An 18,607-nucleotide genomic window follows, 5' to 3' on the forward strand; every position below is an offset into this window, starting at 1 on the left:
GTGAAAAAAGTTGGCATTATATTAGTAATAAGCTTTATACTGATTGCTACATCTGCTGCTATGTACCTTAATAGTTTGACACAAGATAATTTCATTTATCCTGGGATTTCAATTAATGGCGTAGATGTCAGTGGGCTTACAGTAACACAAGCAAAAGAGGTTCTGCAAGACAGAGCTAAAGTAGGGAAAGTTAGCTTTACCCATAATGAAAAAAAATGGAATTATGATTTGAAAGAGCTGGGATTTGAGTATGATTATGATAGCTCAATTGATGAAGCATTTAAAATTGGTCGTAGTGATAATATACTAGAAAATTGGATAACTGTTTTAAAGCTAAATAATAATAAACAAATTAATTTGGAATTATCGAGAACTGATAAATATGAGAATTTTGATGAAATATTTTCTAAAATTAAATCAGAGGTAGATCGTCAAGCAGTTGATGCAGACATCTCTATAAATACTGCTATATCTATTACTCCAGAACAAGACGGCTACGAAGTGGACATAGATAAGCTAAAAAATTTATTAATAACAGAATTAAAAGATAAAAACGAAGATATTATAATTGAAGTGCCTGTTAAGGTAACTCAAGCCAGTGTAAAAAGAGAGCAATTATCATCAATTAATGGAATAATAGGAGAATTTACTACAACCTTCAATGCTAAGGTAGCAGGAAGAAGCACAAATATAAGATTGGCATCTAGCAAAGTGGATTCCGTCCTTCTAATGCCAGGTCAAGAATTTAGCTTTAACAATGCCACCGGAAAAATAACATTGGCAGCAGGATATAAAAATGCCCCTGTAATTGTAAAGGGAGAGTTACAAGAGGGAGTAGGTGGAGGAGTATGTCAGGTTTCAACTACTTTATACAACTCTGTTTTATATGCAGGACTTGATGTAGTTCAAAGAAGAGCTCATTCTATACCTTCTAGCTACGTATCTATAGGACGAGATGCAGCTGTAGCCTATGGCTCGCTTGATTTTGTATTTAGAAATTCTCATGATTACCCAGTGTATATAAAAGCTTTCGTTTCTGGCAATAAAGTTACAGCTAGGATATATGGAGATACAACCAAGCATAAAAATAAGACTTTGTCATCACAAGTTGTAGAGCAGATTCCTAGACAAGTAAAATATGTCAATGATCCAACCTTGCCGCTAGGTAAAGAAGTAATTGATGACCCAGGTAGAGATGGGATAAAATCAGTGACATATGAAAATGTTGATGGCCAAACAAAAGTTGTGTCTAGAGATCATTATCCAGCCAAAACCAAGGTTATTAAAGTCGGTACTGGACCAGCAGAGGCTCCAGCAGTAAATTTAAACCCAGAGGCAATAAATGAATCTGTAAATACACAAAATCAAGAAAATACAATAATAGATTCTATTTTTGGAGGAAGATAATGCATAAAGTTATTTTAGTCACAGGAGGAGCTAGGTCTGGGAAAAGCTATTTTGCAGAGCAGCTATGTAAAAATATTGGTGAAAAGGTTTCTTATCTTGCTACAAGTGAAGCCTTCGATGATGAGATGAAGGCAAGAGTAGCGAAGCATAAGGAGCAAAGACCATCATCTTGGAAAACCTATGAAGCCTTCGAAAATCTTAAAGATCTGGTTCCAGATATGTCAAGTAGTTCAGATACAGTTATTTTAGATTGCCTTACTGTTATGGCAAATAACTTAATATTTCATTCTGATGTAGATGTTGAAAATGCAACACAAGCAGAAATAGATTCATTAGAAAAAAGAATTCAGGAAGAGTTAGTATCATTTATTTTAGCTCTAAAATACAACAAGCTTAATTTAGTTATGGTTACGAATGAGCTAGGGATGGGGATAGTTCCAGAAAACAAATTATCTAGAATATATAGAGATATTATTGGAAGGATAAATCAGGTGGCAGCTAGATATAGCGATGAAGTATATTTTGTTGTTTCTGGAATAAGTCAGAAAATAAAGGGGTAATTTAGTTGGAACGATTTATAACACTACTTTCCTTTCTAACTAGAATTCCAGTTAAGACATCTGGTAAGCTTGATGAAGAATTTCATAAATCAGCAAAATATTTCTCGTTAGTTGGAATTGTTTTAGGAATTTTCTATTTAATATTCGGTGTAGCCACCTCAAAAATATTTGGTGCGCACATCGGGGCACTTGTATTTATTTCTACAAATATTATTTTAACTGGAGGATTACATTTAGATGGGCTAGGAGATACCTTTGACGGACTTTACAGCTATAGAGACAAAGATAGAATCCTAGAAATTATGAAAGACTCTAGATTGGGGACAAATGCACTTTTAGCAATTCTGATTCTCATACTTTTTAAAATAGCCCTGGCAGATAAATTTATATCACAGGGTTATTACTATGGCTTATTTTTTATGCCCGTAATGGGAAAAATGGCTTCAGTTCTTGCTTGCTATAAAGGCAAAACAGCAAAAAAAAATGGAATGGGGAATGCATTTATAGGTAAGGTTTCGGCTATAGATTTTTATATAGCACTTGGAATTGGTATTCTTGCTATGGTTTTGCCTTCGATATTAATTAAAGATTATAGTATTGCAATTATAAATGTTACTGTAGTTATAATTGTGATTATACTTACATTAGACTATATGAATCATGTGTATAAAATAATAGATGGATTGACTGGAGATATTCTAGGAGCTATTTGCGAATTAGCAGAAGTAGTTTATTTATTTATGTATTATTTGGGGGTAACCTTATGGCAGTTATTTATTTAATAAGACATGCTCAAACAGTAGACAACTTAAGTAAAAAATTTTCTGGGTATACTGATTGCAAAATTAGTGACTTTGGATTTTTACAGTTAGAAAAGCTATCTGACAAGATGAAAAATATAAAAGTCGATTATGTTTATTCTTCTCCTCTTGAAAGAGCTACTTTAACAGGAAACTCATTTTCTAATAACCTTATAACTTGTGATAATCTAATTGAAATGAATTTTGGAGATTTTGAGGGCTTAACTTTAGAAGAAATAAAAGATAAAAATCCTGAGGAGGTTTCAAAGCTATTTAAGCATGGTTTTGAGTACAAGTTTCCAAATGGAGAGAGTTTGATAGATTTTCACGATAGAGTTAAAGCTTGTTTTTATGATATTGTGTCACAAAATCATGACAACAGAATAGCAATAGTTTCTCATTCTGGTACGATTAGATGTATTTTATCTGAAATTATTGGTGAGTCATATAAATATCACTGGAATTTCCAAATAGATAATTGCAGCATTTCTAAAATAACTTATGATGAAGGTTTTGGAGTAATTAATTATATGAATGATACAAATCACTTGAGGTGCTTAAATGATTAAATTAATAGTAAGTGATATGGATGGAACTTTACTAAATTCATCAAAAAAAATATCTCAAAAAACAAGTCAAGCTATAAAGTTTGCTAAAACAATGGGAGTTGACTTTACATTAGCCACTGGAAGAATGTATTCTTCAGCAGCAATATTTGCAAGGCAACTTAATATAGAAAAACCTATAATTGCATGTAACGGAGCTTTGATAAAAAAACATACAAGCAATGAAGTTCTTTATGAGAAGAGCATAAACTATAAAACCGCTGATTTACTTTATAAAGTATTAGAAGAATGTGGATTATATTATCATATGTACACTCAGGATAGATTCTTTACGAAGGAGCTTAAATATACCTCATTAAGCTACTGGAATAATAATAAGACTGCTTCAGATGAGGATAAAATTGACATAGAAGTAATTGAAGATTTTTCTAATGTATGCACAGAAGACTATGGTATATTAAAGTTTGTTGCCATAGAAGATGAGCATCCAGAAAAATTGTTAAAAGCTAGAGCAATGTTAGAAGATATAGAGGGCTTAGAATTAAGCCAATCTTGGCATAATAATTTAGAGATAATGTCAGAAAATATTTCTAAAGGAAATGCACTTAAGATTTTAGCAAAAGAATGCAATATTAATCTTAGCGAAATTATGGCGATTGGAGATCAACATAACGACATAAGCATGATAGTCGAAGCAGGAATTGGTGTGGCTATGGATAATGCTGAGCAGAATGTAAAAAAATATGCAAATCTTGTAACTTCATCAAATGATGAGGATGGGGTTGCTAAAGCAATTATGAATTTATTTAAGTGATGAGGGATGAAAATTGGCTTTAAATATTGTGTTAGTAGAACCGGAAATACCACAAAATACTGGAAATATTATAAGAACCTGTGCTTGCATAAATGCGAGATTACATTTAATTAAACCCATGGGCTTCTCTATGGATGAAAAGCAGCTTAAAAGAGCAGGGCTTGATTATATGGACTTAGTTTCAATTAATTATTATGATTCTTTCGAAGAGCTAATAGAAGATAAGGATATTAATAAATTCTATTTTTTTACAACAAAAGCTAAAAAAAACCATACAGAGGCTACGTATGAAGATGAAAGCTATATTGTTTTTGGGAAAGAAACTAAGGGGTTATCTCAAGAAATATTATCGCTTAATCCAAATAACAATGTTAGAATCCCAATGCTTAATATGGACAGAGTGAGGTCTTTAAACTTATCTAACTCAGTAGCAATAGCAGCATATGAAGCAATACGACAAATTGATTATAAAGAATTAAGATAGGGGCAATTTTATGGTTAAAATAATTACCGACAGCGTTTCAGATATCCCAAAAGAGTATATTGATATGTACGATATAAAGGTATTGCCATTAAAGGTTATTTTCGGGGATGAAGTTTATAGAGATGGAATAGATATAGATACAAAGACCATGTTTGATAGACTAAAAACCACAAATGAATATCCAACAACTTCTCAAGTTACTCCAGCAGAGTTTGAGCAAGAATTCAGCGAAGTTGTAAATTCAGGCAATGAAGTAATATGTATTACTATGTCATCAGCTCTTAGTGGAACCTATAATAGTGCATTAATCGCAAGCCGTGAATTTGACGCAAATAAAATAAGAGTTATAGACTCAAAAGCAATAACTCTTGGTTATGGGATGATAGTTATTGAGGCAGCAAAAATGGCAAGTAATGGTATAGGGATAGATGATATAGAATCAAGAGTTAGAGACTTAGTCAATAACATGGAGTATCTGATTATTTTTGATACTCTTGAATATATATATAAAGGTGGAAGAATCAGCAAATCACAGTATATGATGAGCAACCTTTTGAACATCAAGGTCATAATGACTATGAAAGATGGCCAAGTTGTAGCAAGGGAAAAAGTTAGAGGAAGAAAAAAAGCAATAAAATATATTATTGATTACATCGAAAAAAATGAATCTACTCTAGATGGAAGAGTAATCGGTATGAATCATGCTAATGATAAAAGCTATTTGGAAGAGTTAAAAGAGGCTGTTTTATCAAAGTATATACCATCAGAAACTATTTATTCCGAGGTAGGGTGTACAGTAGCAGCGTATTCAGGGCTTAGTGCAGTAGCTCTATATTACGAAAAAACAAAAAAATAATTTTATATAGTTGAATATAAGAATTCATAAGAGGTTAAGGTAGAAAGATTATTTTTTAACAAAAATGTAAAAAACAATAAAAAAATGATTGATTAAATTTTTAATCTATTATAGAATAAGCTTATAAAGAGTATTTAACAAATAAATAATTCTGAATGAAGAGCAAAAGAGAGAATCGTTTGATCGCCGAAGGGACAAGTTTATATTTGCCAAATATAAATGAAATTCTCAGGCAAAAGGATTTTGCTTGGACAGAACTCTGATAAAACAGGGAAACAAGGCTCTATTGTTTCCCTGTTTTTTTTATTGTAAATATAAAAATATTTGATGGGAATAAGATTAACCTTTGGCGAGCTCTTTTGAATATTATTTTTAAATAAGGGTAAAATGTTTATGATGGGCTATTTTATAGCTGCTATGAGGTGACTAATGATTATTATCACAAACAATAAATTGGTAGACGAGTATTATGGTGGAAAAAACGTGGAGTTACTTGAAGGTAGTTATCAAGATGTGCTTTACAGCGTTAGAGATTACGTCCACAAGAATTATAAATTATTAACTCATCCACTTTCAGGGAGTGTAAAGCCTAATGAAACACCATTTAAAAGTGTTGCATTAGAAATAGGCGATAAGCTAGATTTTAATTCAGTTGAGATGATTGAAAACGCTATCTACACATACTCAAAGCTACAAAACGACTCAATTACACCAAACTGGACAGAAACTGTATTGGAAGATTTCAAGGTCATAGATCTTGATTTAATAAAACATGCTTTAAAAATTTAATTAAGGAGTGAAATTATGTCAAAAATTTACGATTTAGTAATTATTGGCGCTGGACCAGCTGGGCTTTCAGCGGGACTTTATGGGGCCAGAGGTAAAATGAGTACTTTAATAATAGAAAAGGATAAAACTGGAGGACAAATAGTAACAACTGAAGAAGTTGCAAACTATCCTGGTTCTATTCACGACGCTTCTGGACCATCTCTTATTGCTAGAATGGCTGAACAAGCAGACGAATTTGGTACAGAAAGAATTAAAGATAGCATAGTTGACTTTGATTTCACTGGGAAAATCAAAATTTTAAAAGGAACAAAAGCTGAATATCAAGCTAAAGCTGTAATAGTAGCTACAGGAGCTAGTCCAAAGAAATTAGATTGCCCTGGAGAAAAAGAGTTAACAGGAAAAGGTGTGTCATACTGTGCAACTTGCGACGCAGACTTCTTCCAAGATATGGAAGTGTTTGTAGTTGGTGGTGGAGATTCAGCAGTAGAAGAAGCTATGTATTTAACAAAATTCGCTTCTAAAGTAACTATAGTTCACAGAAGAGACAGCTTAAGAGCAGCTAAATCAATTCAAGATAAGGCGTTTGCAAATCCTAAGATTGATTTTAAATGGGATTCAGTTATAAAAGAAATTAAAGGTGATGGAATAGTTGAATCTGTTGTATTTGAAAACACTAAAACAGGTGAGCTTTCAGAGCATTTTGCAGATGAAGAATTTGGAACTTTTGGAATATTCGTATTTACTGGATATATACCACAAACTGATATATTCAAAGATAAAGTAGACATGAACCAATCAGGCTATTTTGTAACAAATCAAAATATGGAAACAAATATTCCTGGAGTATTTGCTGCTGGAGATTGTAGAGAAAAAGTATTAAGACAAGTAGTAACTGCAACTGCAGATGGAGCAATCGCTGCAATCATGGCAGAAAAGTATATTGAGCACGAAGGTCTGTAGGAGTTAACAGATAGAAAAGTCATTATAATACAACATAATTAAGAAAGCATTATTAATACGGCAATTTAAAAATACGGCAATTTAAAAAAACTATTTTAATACATCAATATAGTTTTTAGTTTAAATAAATTGAGATAATAAATCAGAGGAGGAAAACGTTATGTTCGAACTTGATAAAGATACTTTTGAAACTGAAGTACTTCAAGGAACTGGATATGTTCTTGTTGATTTCTGGAGTGAAGGTTGTGAGCCTTGTAAAGCTTTAATGCCTGATATTCAGGAAATGGAAAAAACTTATGGTGAGCAAGTTAGATTTACTAAACTTGACACAACTAAAGCAAGAAGATTAGCAATAAAGGAAAAAGTTCTAGGTCTTCCTACTATAGCAATCTACAAAGATGGTCAAAAAATTGACGAACTTACAAAGGAAGATGCAACAGCTGCAAATGTAGAAGCTATGGTAAAAAAATACATTTAATTTATTTGAATTAGGAGGTGACTCTATGCGTCTTGAAGTTGGTAATATTTTTATAAAGGATATCCAATTTGGTGACAGCACTAAAGTTGAAAATGGTGTTCTTTATGTAAACAAGCAAGAACTAATCAGTGAATTATCAAGTGATGAGCATATCAAGTCAATTGATATGGAAATCGTTAGACCAGGAGAAAGTGTAAGAATAGCTCCGGTTAAAGATGTTATAGAACCAAGAGTCAAAGTTGAAGGTAACGGAGGAATTTTCCCAGGTTTCCTTAGCAAAGTTGATACTGTTGGAGAAGGAAAAACAAATGTACTTAAGGGTGCAGCAGTAGTTACAACTGGAAAAGTTGTTGGATTCCAAGAAGGAATTATCGATATGACTGGTCCAGGAGCTGACTATACTCCATTTTCTAAAACTTGCAACGTAGTTATTATAGCTGAGCCAGTTGATGGCCTTAAGCAACATGACCACGAAGCTGCTCTTAGAATGGTTGGATTAAAAGCTGGAAAATACCTAGGCGAAGCTGGAAGAAACATTACTCCAGATGAAGTAAAAGTATATGAGACTAAGCCAATATTCGAATCAGTAAAAGAGTATCCTAATCTTCCTAAGGTTGCGTATGTATATATGCTTCAAACTCAAGGACTATTACATGATACTTATGTATATGGCGTTGATGCGAAGAAAATTATTCCTACATTAATCTATCCAACAGAAGTAATGGATGGAGCAATATTATCAGGAAACTGCGTATCTGCTTGTGACAAAAACCCAACATACGTTCATATGAACAACCCAGTTATCCATGACTTATACGAACTTCACGGAAAAGAGTACAACTTTGTTGGTGTAATTATAACTAACGAAAACGTATATCTAGCTGATAAAGAAAGATCATCTAACTGGACTGCAAAGATGGCTGAATACCTTGGATTAGATGGAGTTATCATATCTGAAGAAGGATTTGGAAACCCAGATACTGACCTAATCATGAACTGCAAAAAGATAACTAAAAAAGGTATTAAAACAGTTATTCTTACTGATGAGTATGCAGGTAGAGATGGAGCATCTCAATCACTAGCTGATGCAGATGCTGCTGCAGATGCTTGCGTAACTGGTGGTAATGCCAACATGACAATCGTTTTACCAAAGCTTGATAAAATTATTGGACATGTATCTAAGGATGTTATAGATGTTATTGCTGGAGGATTTGATGGTTCTCTACGCGCTGATGGATCAATTGAAGTTGAAATTCAGGCTATTACTGGAGCTACTAGTGAAGTTGGATTCAACAAGATGACAGCAAAAACTTATTAATTATAAAAATTTAACCATATTATTATAAATACAATATGAAAATTTAAGGAGGAAAATATGAGCCGTTTTACTGGAAAAAAAATAGTTATTATCGGCGATAGAGACGGAATTCCTGGCCCAGCTATTGAAGAATGTCTTAAGCCTATCGATTGTGAAGTTATATTTTCATCAACAGAATGCTTTGTCTGAACTGCTGCTGGGGCTATGGACCTAGAAAACCAAAAGAGAATTAAAGAAGCTACTGAGAAATTCGGAGCTGAAAATCTTGTGGTTTTAATAGGTGCTGCAGAAGCCGAAGCTGCTGGTCTAGCAGCTGAAACAGTTACAGCGGGTGACCCTACTTTTGCTGGTCCTCTTGCTGGTGTTGAGCTTGGATTAAGAGTTTATCACGCAGTTGAGCCTGAATTCAAAGATGAAGTAGATGCTCAAATCTTTGATGATCAAGTTGGAATGATGGAAATGGTTCTTAACGTTGATGAAATCATAGAAGAAATGCAAAGCATTAGAAGTCAGTTTTGTAAATTTAACGACTAATAAGGAAGGAGGCGTTTATTGATGGGAAAAGTTAAGGTTGTACACTATCTAAATCAATTCTTTGCTGGTATAGGCGGAGAAGAAAAGGCAGATACTCTTCCACATATTGCTGAAAGTCAACCTCCAATATCTCAACAACTTCAAAAGTTAATTGAAGAAGATGCTGAGATAGTAGGAGTAGTAGTTTGTGGAGATTCATATTTCAATGAAAATCTTGAAGAAGCTAAAGCTAAAGTTTTAGAGATGATTAAATCTTTTAATCCAGATATACTAATCGCTGGCCCAGCGTTTAATGCTGGTAGATACGGAATGGCTTGCGGAACTGTTGTTAAGATGGTTCAAGATGAATTAAACCTAAAAGCTTTCACAGCTATGTATGAAGAAAATCCTGGTTTAGATGTATTTAGAAAAGAAGTATATGTAATTCCTACTTCTGATTCAGCTGCAGGTATGAGAAAAGCTCTTCCAGCTGTAGCGAAATTTGCAACTAAATTAGCTAAAGGTGAAGAAATTCTTTCTCCACAAGAAGATGGATACTTTGCAAGAGGAGTTCGTGTTAACGCATTCGTAGATGAAAGAGGATCTATGCGTGCTGTTAAAATGCTAGTTAAAAAGCTTAAAGGTGAAGAGTTTGAAACTGAGTATCCAATGCCAGTATTTGATAGAGTAGCTCCAAATCCAGCAGTTAAAGATATTACAAAAGCAAAAATTGCTTTAGTAACTTCTGGTGGTATTGTACCTAAGCACAATCCTGATCATATAGAGTCATCTTCAGCTTCTAAATACGGAAGATATGATATCTCTAGCTTTGATAAACTATCAGAAGCTGATCATGAAACTGCACATGGTGGATATGACCCAACATATGCTAATAACGAGCCAGACAGAGTTCTTCCAGTTGATGTACTTCGTGATTTAGAAAAAGAAGGCAAAATCGGAGAATTATTTAAATATTTCTATACTACAGTAGGTAATGGTACTTCTGTTGCAAATTCTAAGCAATTTGCTCAAGAATTCTCTAAAGAGCTTCTTGAAAACAAAGTAGATGCGGTTATCTTAACATCTACCTGAGGTACTTGTACTCGTTGCGGCGCAACGATGGTTAAAGAAATCGAGAGAGCTGGTATTCCTGTAGTTCATATGTGTACAGTAGTTCCAATATCTCTAACAGTTGGTGCAAATAGAATAATTCCTACAATTGCTATTCCTCACCCACTTGGAAATCCTGCACTAGATGCAGCTGAAGAAAAACAGCTTCGTAGAAAGCTTGTTGAAAAAGCTCTTAAAGCTTTAGAAACTGAAGTTGAAGACCAAACAGTTTTTGAAGACTAAGATAAATAAATTTGCTATTAAAATATTTTGTTCATAAATTAGATGGGGAGAAAAACCCCATCTAATTTTAATATTAAAGTAAAATTGGAGGCTTCTTATGACAAAACCTGTTTTGAAAAATGCAAGTTATATTTTAGTTCATACTCCTGATATGATTATCCACAATGGAACAACTTACCAAATGGAAAAACTAGGTAATCCAGACTCAGAATTCCTAAAAAATGTGGGAAATTTTATCAGAAATTATGAAGAAGTTGTGAATTACGCTCCTAACCAAGTATATATTGGAAACAAAAAGCCTGAAGAACTAAATGATATAGCTACTCCTTGGTTTGAAAATCCAGTTCAAGGAACTAGAGAAGGTAGATTTGGCGAAATCATGCCTCAGGATGAATTTATAGGTATGTTAAAAATAGCTGATTCTTTTGACCTTGTTAAGCTTACTGCTGATTTTTCTAAAGCTGTTGTTGAGAAACTAAAAGCTCATGAATTATTCAGTGATGCTGAACTTGAGAAATTTAAAGATTCTGAAGAAATTGATTCAATTAAAACTTTTGTAAACGAGCATCATGCAGAAGGACTATATAACATGGGTGAGCTAGTTGGATGCGTAAAGAGAGCTCATGAAGTAGATAACAGCTTAACAGCTCATATTATGTTTGAAAACTTGGTTGTTAAGGCATCAGGAGTTTTAGCAGTAAAACATTTAATGAAAAATTCTTCTGTAAAAGCTGATGAAGTTGAATATGTTATAGAATGTTCTGAAGAAGCTTGTGGCGATATGAACCAAAGAGGTGGAGGAAACTTCGCTAAATCAATTGCTGAAGCATGCAGCTTTACTAATGCAACTGGATCAGATACTAGAGGATTCTGCGCTGGACCTACTCATGCATTAATAAATGCAGCTGCACTTGTTAAATCAGGTGTATATAAGCATGTTGTTGTTGTTGGTGGTGGAGCAACTGCTAAACTTGGTATGAATGCAAAAGACCATATTAAGAAAAATATTCCTGTTCTAGAGGATGTACTTGGTGGATTTGCAGTTCTAGTTTCAGAAGATGATGGAATTTCACCAGTGTTCAACACTGATTTAGTGGGAAGACATACAGTAGGAACTGGCTCATCTCCTCAAGCAGTAATTACATCATTAATCACAATGCCATTAGATAAAGGTGGTTTAAAAATTACAGATATCAGTAAATACTCTGTAGAAATGCAAAATCCAGATATTACTAAACCTGCTGGTGCTGGAGATGTTCCAGAAGCCAACTATAAGATGATAGCTGCTCTTGGAGTAAAAAGAGGAGATTTAGAAAAATCTTCACTTCCAACTTTTGGCAAGGAACACGGAATGCCAGGATTCGCTCCTACTCAAGGACATATCCCATCAGGAGTTCCATTTATAGGTTTTGCAATTGATGAGATGAAAGAAAACAAGCTAGATAAAGTTATGATAGTTGGAAAAGGAAGTCTTTTCTTAGGAAGAATGACAAACCAGTTCGATGGAGTATCGTTTGTAATGGAGAAAAATGATGGTAAAGGTGAAGACAAAGCACCTCAAGTTGATGAGCAGCAAATCAAATCTATGATAGCAGATGCGATGAGAAAGCTTGCTGAAAATTTGGGACAATAAGAAGGAGGCAACGATAATGAACTTGAATAAAGTAATAGCTGATGCCTTTCTTGAAATTGCCGATGGAATTCAAACTGGAAGCTTTGGAAAAACTAAAAAGGTAGCACTTACTACTCTTGGTAGTGAGCATGGAGAAGCTACTCTTGTAGAAGGCGCGAAGCTTGCTAAGAAACTTTATCCTCAACTTAACATAGTTTTAATTGGTTCAGCAAATGACTCTGGATTAGAAACTATTGAAGTAAGCTCTGAAGATGAAATGTATAAAGTAATGGAAGAAAAACTTGATAGCAAAGAAATCGGTGCTTGCGTTACTATGCACTATAACTTTCCAATAGGGGTTTCTACAGTAGGTAGAGTTGTAACACCTGCACATGGTAAAGAAATGTTCATTGCTACGACTACTGGAACATCGTCAGCTCAAAGAGTAGAGGCTATGGTTAAAAATGCTGTTTATGGCGTAATTGCTGCAAAAGCATCAGGTATAGAAAAACCAACAGTTGGTATCTTGAACGTTGATGGAGCTAGAAGCGTAGAAAAGGTTTTAGTTGAGCTTCAAGCTAAAGGCTATGATATTGCTTTTGGTGAGTCTCAAAGAAGTGATGGCGGAAGAGTTTTAAGAGGAAATGACTTGCTTCTTGGAACTGTTGATGTTGTGGTTACAGATACTCTTACAGGAAATATTTTAATGAAAATGTTCTCATCTTTTACAAGCGGAGGACAATACGAGGTTTCTGGATATGGTTATGGTCCTGGAGTAGGCGAAGGCTATGAGCGTAATGTTCTTATATTATCAAGAGCATCAGGTGCTCCAGTAATTGCGAACGCTTTAAAATATGCTCATGAAATCGCTAACAACGATATAACAGAAATTGCTAAAGCAGAGTTTAAAAAGCTTAATGCTCTGAAGTGGATGGATTTAATTCCTAAGCCTGTTGAGAAAAAAGCTGCTCAGGAAGAAGTTGTTCCACAACCTGATAAAGTTGTAGTAACTGGTTCTATTTCAGGAATAGATATAATGGAACTAGAAGATGCAGTTCAGCTATTATGGAAAAATGGTATTTATGCTGAAAGCGGCATGGGCTGTACAGGTCCAATAGTTCTTGTCCCAGAAGACAGAGTAAGCGAATGTCAACAAATTTTAGTTAAAGCTGGATTTGCAGCTGGAGAAGGCGACATCTGCTAGACAAATAACACTTGTAAAAAGTAAAAATTTTGTTAAAATAAAATAGAGCCTTAATTATTTTATTTGTAAGATTTTTATTTTAATTTTAGGAGGGATAGGAAAATGAAGAAAAGAATCACAGCTTTATTCTTAGCTTCTATCATGGGTATTATGACTCTTGCTGGATGCTCTAGTGCTCCTGCAGAAACACCTGCTGAAGAGCCAGCTGCAGAAGAAACAGCAGCAGAATCACTTAAAATTAGTATGGTTACAGACGTTGGTGGAGTTAAAGACCAATCTTTTAACCAAAGTGCTTGGGAAGGTCTTGAAAAAGCAAAAGCAGATCTTGGTATTGAAATTGGATATATCGAGTCTAAGCAAGATGCTGATTATGAGCCAAACTTAGAGACACTTGTAGATGGAGAAAACGATCTTATTTGGGGTGTTGGATTTAAAATGGCTGATGCTATTTTAGCAGCAGCAGGAAATTATCCAGAGCAAAAATATGCTATAATCGATAACGATTATGCTGATGCTACTCCTGATAATGTACTTGGCGTTTTATTCAAAGAAGAAGAGCCTTCTTACCTAGTTGGTTTAATCGCTGGTAAAATGACTCAATCAAATAAAATTGGCTTTATTGGTGGTATGGATGTACCTGTAATCAATAGATTTAGATTTGGATTCTTAGCAGGAGTTAAAGCTGCTAATCCAGATGCAGTTGTTGATGTACAGTTCGTAAATGCATTTAATGATCCGGCAAAAGGAAAAGCTGTTGCTAATCAAATGTATGCTTCTGGAGTAGATATAATATTCCACGCAGCTGGAGATAGTGGTAACGGTGCAATTGAAGCTGCTAAAGAGCAGAACAAATGGGTAATCGGTGTTGATAGAGACCAAAACGATCTAGCTCCAGATAACGTTATTACATCTGCAGTTAAGAGAGTTGATAACGCTATGTTCAACGTTGCTAAAGAATTAAAAGATGGCAACTTTGCTGGCGGAACAACAATCGTATTTGGTTTAGCTGAAGGTGGAGTTGATATAGCTCCTACAACAAGCAAAAATGTACCTGCTGATATCTTAGAGTTTGTTGAAGCTGAAAAGCAAAAGATTATCAACAAAGAGATTACAGTTCCAGGAACAGAAGAAGCTTTCAACTCTATGAACTAATTTTGACGTAATTAATTTATCCCGGTAGTGATACCGGGATTTTTTATCTAGTAAATTAATACATATTTCTGATATAATAGAAAAAGATTTTTATATATGAAATATTTACTATCAGGTTTACTATATACTTAGAATTGGTATCTGATAGAATAGTATTATGGTTTGATTCAATATGATTCAAGGAGGTTAAATTGTGACAACAACTAAGGCCAATGTTGATTTTTCTCACAAAGTTGTGGAAATGAAAAGCATTACCAAAAAATTTGGAGATTTTGTAGCCAATGATAATATAGATTTGACAGTTCATAGAGGAGAAGTTCATGCACTTTTAGGAGAAAATGGTGCAGGGAAATCTACGCTTATGAACATTTTATATGGTCTATATACTCCAACTGACGGGAAAATATTTATTGAAGGAAAAGAAGCAGTTATTGACAATCCAAACAAGGCAATATCACTAGGTATAGGTATGGTGCATCAGCATTTTATGTTAGTTCCACCGTTTACTGTAGCAGAAAACATTATACTTGGAATGGAGCCTATGAAAACGTTTAAACAAGTAGATATGGAGAAAGCTATAGCTGATGTTAAAGCTATTTCAGAAAAATATGGTCTTTATGTAGACCCTAAAGCTAGAGTTATGGATATTACAGTTGGTATGCAGCAAAGAGTAGAAATATTAAAAGCCCTGTATAGAGGAGCGGAAATATTAATTCTTGATGAACCAACAGCAGTTCTTACACCTCAAGAAATCAAAGAACTTATTTAGATAATAAGAAATCTTACAAAAGAAGGCAAAACAATTATTTTAATAACTCATAAACTAAAAGAGATAAAAGAAGCAGCAGATTACTGCACTATTATTAGAAGAGGAAAAAGAATTGATACTGTTGATGTGTCTCAGACAGATGAAAATCAACTAGCTTCAATGATGGTTGGAAGAGAAGTAACATTTAAAGTAGACAAAAATGACGCCATTTATGGAGATACCGTTTTAAAAATAGAAGATTTAAAAGCTAAGGATAATAGAGGTTTGTTTGCACTTAATGGACTTGACTTAGAAGTAAGACGTGGAGAAATTTTAGGCATTGCTGGTGTTGATGGCAATGGACAATCTGAGCTTGTAGAAGTAATAACGGGGCTTAAAAAAGCTGAAAGTGGATCTGTAATGATAAATGGAAAAGAAATAGTAAATACCAATCCTAGAAATATAATGGATTCAGGCATTTCTAATATACCTGAAGATAGACAAAAGCACGGGCTTGTTTTAGATTTTACTGTATCAGAAAATATGATCTTGCAAAACTATAAAAAAGAAAGATTTTCAAAAAATGGCAAGCTATTAGATTCAAACATTAAACAGTTTGCAGATGAGCTCATTAATAAGTTTGATGTTAGACCACAAAATAATGCCTTAAAAGCGAGAGCCTTGTCAGGAGGAAACCAGCAGAAAGTTATCATAGCAAGAGAGGTAACTAATGACCCTGATTTGTTGATAGCCACTCAGCCTACAAGAGGTCTTGATGTTGGAGCAATTGAGTTCGTTCATAAATCTCTTATCGAGCAAAGAGATAAAGGAAAAGGCGTTTTACTAGTTTCATTTGAGTTAGATGAAATCATGAGCGTTTCAGATAGAATTGCTGTAATTTATGAAGGAAAAATAGTAGGAATAGTTGATGCAAAAGATGCAAACGAAAATCAACTTGGACTAATGATGGCAGGAGGAGGAAAATAATGAAAAAGTTTAGAATAAATGAACAGCTTCTTTACACTCTGCTATCTATTATTCTAGGTTTTTTAGTAGGAGCAGTAATTCTTTCCATTGCTGGATTTAATCCCATAGAAGCTTATAGTGTTATGATACAAGGAGTAATAGGTAAGCCTAGATTTATAGCATGGACTATTGTATACGCAACCCCTTTGATACTTACTGGACTTTCTGTTGCTTTTGCTTTTAGAACAGGATTATTTAATATAGGTGCTGAAGGTCAGTATATAATTGGATCAATGGCTGCTGTACTAGTAGGTTATTTCTTTGATGGACCAGCAATTATTCATATTCCACTTGCAATTATTGCTGGGTGTCTAGCAGGAGCACTTTGGGCCGCAATTGCTGGACTTCTTAAAGCAAAATTTGGTATTAATGAAGTAATTTCAACTATTATGCTCAACTGGATAGCTCTTTATTTATCAAATTTTGTAACTACTATCGATGGATTTAGACTTCCAAATAGCGAAGCTTCTTATAGTATAAAAGAAACAGCTTCTATTGGGATTTCATTTTTAAAGCCTCTAGTTGGGACAGCAAAAGTCAATTGGGGTATTGTTATAGCAATTATTGCTGCAATTTTAGTTTATTATATAATTTTTAAAACTACTTTAGGATATGAACTTAGAGCAGTTGGATATAATAAGCATGCCGCTGAGTATGGCGGAATAAATGTAAACAAATCAATAGTCATATCAATGGCTATTGCAGGAGGATTAGCAGGTCTTGCTGGAGTAACTCAGGTTCTTGGAGTTTCACACAAAATCACAATATTAGCTGCGGCTGAGGGTTATGGATTTGATGGTATGGCTGTATCGCTTATTGGAGCAAATTCCCCATTTGGTGTATTGTTGGCAGGACTTCTATTTGGAGGTCTAAAATATGGTGGTTCAAAGCTTCAAACCATAGGAGCACCTCCAGAAGTGGTTTCAATAGTTATTGGTTCTATTATTTATTTTATTGCAGCTAGTTCTATAGTTAAGATATTGATAAATAAGTTTAAAGTTAAAGGAGGTAGAAAAAATGGATAGTGTAATGACAAGTTTAGCAATATTGCTTAGTACAACATTGATGTATTCCACTCCTTTAATATTTACCTCATTAGGTGGCGTATTTTCAGAAAACTCTGGGGTAGTTAATATAGGACTTGAGGGTATGATGACAATAGGAGCTTTTGTAGGAGCAACGGTAGCTGTATTTACAGGAAATCCATGGATGGCTTTTATAGGAGCTGGAGTAGCTGGAGGTTTATTTGCCCTTCTTCATGCAATTGCATCTATAAGCTTTAATGCAAATCAAGTTATTTCTGGTATAGCAATTAATTTCTTAGCTCCAGGGATTGCAATATTTATGTCTAAAATGCTGTTTGATGGATCAACTATGACCCCAAGTATTCCGCTTGATCAAAAAATGCCAAGATATTTAAATGGACTACTTCCAAGTGGATTTTTAGATACTGTTTTCAATACCTATGCGACAACCTACTTAGCATTTATTTTTGTTGCTATTGCTTGGTTTGTTCTTTATAAAACTAGATTTGGATTAAGAATTCGTGCAGTTGGTGAACATCCTAGAGCAGCGGATACTTTAGGTATAAATGTTCATAAGGTGAGATATATCTGTGTAATCTTATCCGGAGTATTAGCCGGCTTTGGTGGAGCCTCTATGAGCTTGGCAATTGTATCGACATTCAGACCAACTCTTGTTTCAGGTCAAGGCTTTATTGCGCTTGCTGCCATGATATTTGGTAAATGGAAGCCTCAGGGTGCTATGCTAGCTTCTTTATTATTTGGATTTGCAAATGGATTAGTTGTATTTTTAGGAAGTCCAGCTATTGGTATAAACATATCTGAACACCTATTGTCGATGATTCCATATCTTATAACTTTATTTGTTTTAATTTTCTTTGTAGGCCAAGCTAATGGACCAGCAGCTAACGGAGAAATTTATGAAAAGGGCGAAAGATAGTATTT

General features: G+C 34.2%; 20 protein-coding genes and 1 riboswitch. All 20 genes read left to right on the forward strand.

Going from position 1 to position 18,607, the window contains the following annotated elements; all coding sequences use genetic code 11:
- The 20 genes from CLOST_RS05700 to CLOST_RS05795 all read left to right on the forward strand — a co-directional run bounded on the left by CLOST_RS05700 (nucleotide 1) and on the right by CLOST_RS05795 (nucleotide 18,602).
- Nucleotides 1–1,407 (forward strand): VanW family protein, encoded by a 1,407-nt coding sequence (locus tag CLOST_RS05700; RefSeq protein WP_013361315.1) that lies wholly within the window; start codon nucleotides 1–3, stop codon nucleotides 1,405–1,407.
- Complete coding sequence (gene cobU, locus CLOST_RS05705) at nucleotides 1,407–1,967, forward strand: bifunctional adenosylcobinamide kinase/adenosylcobinamide-phosphate guanylyltransferase (protein ID WP_013361316.1); 561 nt, start codon at nucleotides 1,407–1,409, stop codon at nucleotides 1,965–1,967. The genes CLOST_RS05700 and cobU overlap by 1 nt, the downstream gene beginning before the upstream one ends.
- Before the next feature lie 5 nt (nucleotides 1,968–1,972).
- Complete coding sequence (gene cobS / locus CLOST_RS05710; protein ID WP_013361317.1) at nucleotides 1,973–2,749, forward strand: adenosylcobinamide-GDP ribazoletransferase; 777 nt, start codon at nucleotides 1,973–1,975, stop codon at nucleotides 2,747–2,749.
- Entirely contained in the window at nucleotides 2,731–3,336 is a 606-nt protein-coding gene (locus tag CLOST_RS05715) for a histidine phosphatase family protein (protein WP_013361318.1), read from the forward strand. Before cobS ends, CLOST_RS05715 begins: the two co-directional genes overlap by 19 nt.
- Nucleotides 3,329–4,147 (forward strand): Cof-type HAD-IIB family hydrolase, encoded by an 819-nt coding sequence (locus CLOST_RS05720; protein WP_013361319.1) that lies wholly within the window; start codon nucleotides 3,329–3,331, stop codon nucleotides 4,145–4,147. The genes CLOST_RS05715 and CLOST_RS05720 overlap by 8 nt, the downstream gene beginning before the upstream one ends.
- Nucleotides 4,148–4,160: 13 nt before the next feature.
- Nucleotides 4,161–4,631 carry a tRNA (uridine(34)/cytosine(34)/5-carboxymethylaminomethyluridine(34)-2'-O)-methyltransferase TrmL gene (gene trmL, locus CLOST_RS05725; protein WP_041487121.1) on the forward strand — a complete coding sequence of 157 codons (471 nt, stop codon included), beginning with the start codon at nucleotides 4,161–4,163 and terminating at the stop codon, nucleotides 4,629–4,631.
- Between the two features lie 10 nt (nucleotides 4,632–4,641).
- Nucleotides 4,642–5,487: a DegV family protein gene (locus CLOST_RS05730; RefSeq protein WP_013361321.1), complete on the forward strand. Its 846-nt coding sequence runs from the start codon at nucleotides 4,642–4,644 to the stop codon at nucleotides 5,485–5,487.
- Nucleotides 5,488–5,642: 155 nt separating this feature from the next.
- Nucleotides 5,643–5,741, forward strand: a riboswitch (glycine riboswitch).
- Between the two features lie 175 nt (nucleotides 5,742–5,916).
- Nucleotides 5,917–6,276: a GrdX family protein gene (locus CLOST_RS05735; protein WP_013361322.1), complete on the forward strand. Its 360-nt coding sequence runs from the start codon at nucleotides 5,917–5,919 to the stop codon at nucleotides 6,274–6,276.
- A 15-nt stretch (nucleotides 6,277–6,291) separates the two neighbouring features.
- Nucleotides 6,292–7,236: a thioredoxin-disulfide reductase gene (gene trxB / locus CLOST_RS05740; RefSeq protein ID WP_013361323.1), complete on the forward strand. Its 945-nt coding sequence runs from the start codon at nucleotides 6,292–6,294 to the stop codon at nucleotides 7,234–7,236.
- 160 nt (nucleotides 7,237–7,396) lie between these two features.
- On the forward strand, nucleotides 7,397–7,714 hold the full coding sequence (gene trxA, locus CLOST_RS05745; protein ID WP_013361324.1) for a thioredoxin TrxA: 318 nt from the start codon (nucleotides 7,397–7,399) through the stop codon (nucleotides 7,712–7,714).
- A 25-nt stretch (nucleotides 7,715–7,739) separates the two neighbouring features.
- The gene (locus tag CLOST_RS05750; protein ID WP_013361325.1) at nucleotides 7,740–9,032 is read left to right on the forward strand and encodes a glycine/sarcosine/betaine reductase component B subunit; all 1,293 of its coding nucleotides are present in this window, start codon (nucleotides 7,740–7,742) and stop codon (nucleotides 9,030–9,032) included.
- 57 nt (nucleotides 9,033–9,089) lie between these two features.
- Nucleotides 9,090–9,566 carry a glycine/sarcosine/betaine reductase complex selenoprotein A gene (gene grdA / locus CLOST_RS05755; RefSeq protein ID WP_013361326.1) on the forward strand — a complete coding sequence of 159 codons (477 nt, stop codon included), beginning with the start codon at nucleotides 9,090–9,092 and terminating at the stop codon, nucleotides 9,564–9,566.
- Nucleotides 9,567–9,587: 21 nt separating this feature from the next.
- Nucleotides 9,588–10,898 carry a glycine reductase complex selenoprotein B gene (gene grdB, locus CLOST_RS05760; RefSeq protein ID WP_013361327.1) on the forward strand — a complete coding sequence of 437 codons (1,311 nt, stop codon included), beginning with the start codon at nucleotides 9,588–9,590 and terminating at the stop codon, nucleotides 10,896–10,898.
- Between the two features lie 97 nt (nucleotides 10,899–10,995).
- Nucleotides 10,996–12,531 carry a glycine/sarcosine/betaine reductase complex component C subunit beta gene (gene grdC, locus CLOST_RS05770; protein WP_013361328.1) on the forward strand — a complete coding sequence of 512 codons (1,536 nt, stop codon included), beginning with the start codon at nucleotides 10,996–10,998 and terminating at the stop codon, nucleotides 12,529–12,531.
- Nucleotides 12,532–12,547: 16 nt separating this feature from the next.
- Nucleotides 12,548–13,714 (forward strand): glycine/sarcosine/betaine reductase complex component C subunit alpha, encoded by a 1,167-nt coding sequence (gene grdD / locus CLOST_RS05775; RefSeq protein WP_013361329.1) that lies wholly within the window; start codon nucleotides 12,548–12,550, stop codon nucleotides 13,712–13,714.
- 102 nt (nucleotides 13,715–13,816) lie between these two features.
- A complete protein-coding gene (locus CLOST_RS05780; protein ID WP_013361330.1) occupies nucleotides 13,817–14,866 on the forward strand; it encodes a BMP family lipoprotein in 1,050 nt (349 codons plus the stop codon).
- Nucleotides 14,867–15,059: 193 nt separating this feature from the next.
- Nucleotides 15,060–15,635, forward strand: a complete 576-nt coding sequence (locus tag CLOST_RS14365; RefSeq protein WP_013361331.1) for an ATP-binding cassette domain-containing protein — start codon at nucleotides 15,060–15,062, stop codon at nucleotides 15,633–15,635.
- A gap of 126 nt (nucleotides 15,636–15,761) precedes the next feature.
- On the forward strand, nucleotides 15,762–16,601 hold the full coding sequence (locus CLOST_RS14370; RefSeq protein WP_013361332.1) for an ATP-binding cassette domain-containing protein: 840 nt from the start codon (nucleotides 15,762–15,764) through the stop codon (nucleotides 16,599–16,601).
- Nucleotides 16,601–17,665, forward strand: a complete 1,065-nt coding sequence (locus CLOST_RS05790) for an ABC transporter permease (RefSeq protein WP_013361333.1) — start codon at nucleotides 16,601–16,603, stop codon at nucleotides 17,663–17,665. The genes CLOST_RS14370 and CLOST_RS05790 overlap by 1 nt, the downstream gene beginning before the upstream one ends.
- Nucleotides 17,658–18,602 (forward strand): ABC transporter permease, encoded by a 945-nt coding sequence (locus CLOST_RS05795; protein ID WP_041487125.1) that lies wholly within the window; start codon nucleotides 17,658–17,660, stop codon nucleotides 18,600–18,602. The genes CLOST_RS05790 and CLOST_RS05795 overlap by 8 nt, the downstream gene beginning before the upstream one ends.
- Nucleotides 18,603–18,607: the final 5 nt, after the last annotated feature.

Source organism: Acetoanaerobium sticklandii, from assembly GCF_000196455.1.
In the GTDB taxonomy this organism is placed as follows: Bacteria; Bacillota; Clostridia; order Peptostreptococcales; family Filifactoraceae; genus Acetoanaerobium; species Acetoanaerobium sticklandii.

Bases quoted from the DNA above. Each gene is read 5' to 3' on its own strand.
- trxA (WP_013361324.1), top strand. From the start codon at position 7,397: ATGTTCGAACTTGATAAAGATACTTTTGAAACTGAAGTACTTCAAGGA.
- CLOST_RS05780 (WP_013361330.1), top strand. From the start codon at position 13,817: ATGAAGAAAAGAATCACAGCTTTATTCTTAGCTTCTATCATGGGTATT.
- CLOST_RS05790 (WP_013361333.1), top strand. From the start codon at position 16,601: ATGAAAAAGTTTAGAATAAATGAACAGCTTCTTTACACTCTGCTATCT.
- CLOST_RS05750 (WP_013361325.1), top strand. From the start codon at position 7,740: ATGCGTCTTGAAGTTGGTAATATTTTTATAAAGGATATCCAATTTGGT.
- grdD (WP_013361329.1), top strand. From the start codon at position 12,548: ATGAACTTGAATAAAGTAATAGCTGATGCCTTTCTTGAAATTGCCGAT.
- trxB (WP_013361323.1), top strand. From the start codon at position 6,292: ATGTCAAAAATTTACGATTTAGTAATTATTGGCGCTGGACCAGCTGGG.
- CLOST_RS05720 (WP_013361319.1), top strand. From the start codon at position 3,329: ATGATTAAATTAATAGTAAGTGATATGGATGGAACTTTACTAAATTCA.
- CLOST_RS05735 (WP_013361322.1), top strand. From the start codon at position 5,917: ATGATTATTATCACAAACAATAAATTGGTAGACGAGTATTATGGTGGA.
- CLOST_RS05795 (WP_041487125.1), top strand. From the start codon at position 17,658: ATGGATAGTGTAATGACAAGTTTAGCAATATTGCTTAGTACAACATTG.
- cobU (WP_013361316.1), top strand. From the start codon at position 1,407: ATGCATAAAGTTATTTTAGTCACAGGAGGAGCTAGGTCTGGGAAAAGC.
- grdC (WP_013361328.1), top strand. From the start codon at position 10,996: ATGACAAAACCTGTTTTGAAAAATGCAAGTTATATTTTAGTTCATACT.
- CLOST_RS05730 (WP_013361321.1), top strand. From the start codon at position 4,642: ATGGTTAAAATAATTACCGACAGCGTTTCAGATATCCCAAAAGAGTAT.
- CLOST_RS05715 (WP_013361318.1), top strand. From the start codon at position 2,731: ATGGCAGTTATTTATTTAATAAGACATGCTCAAACAGTAGACAACTTA.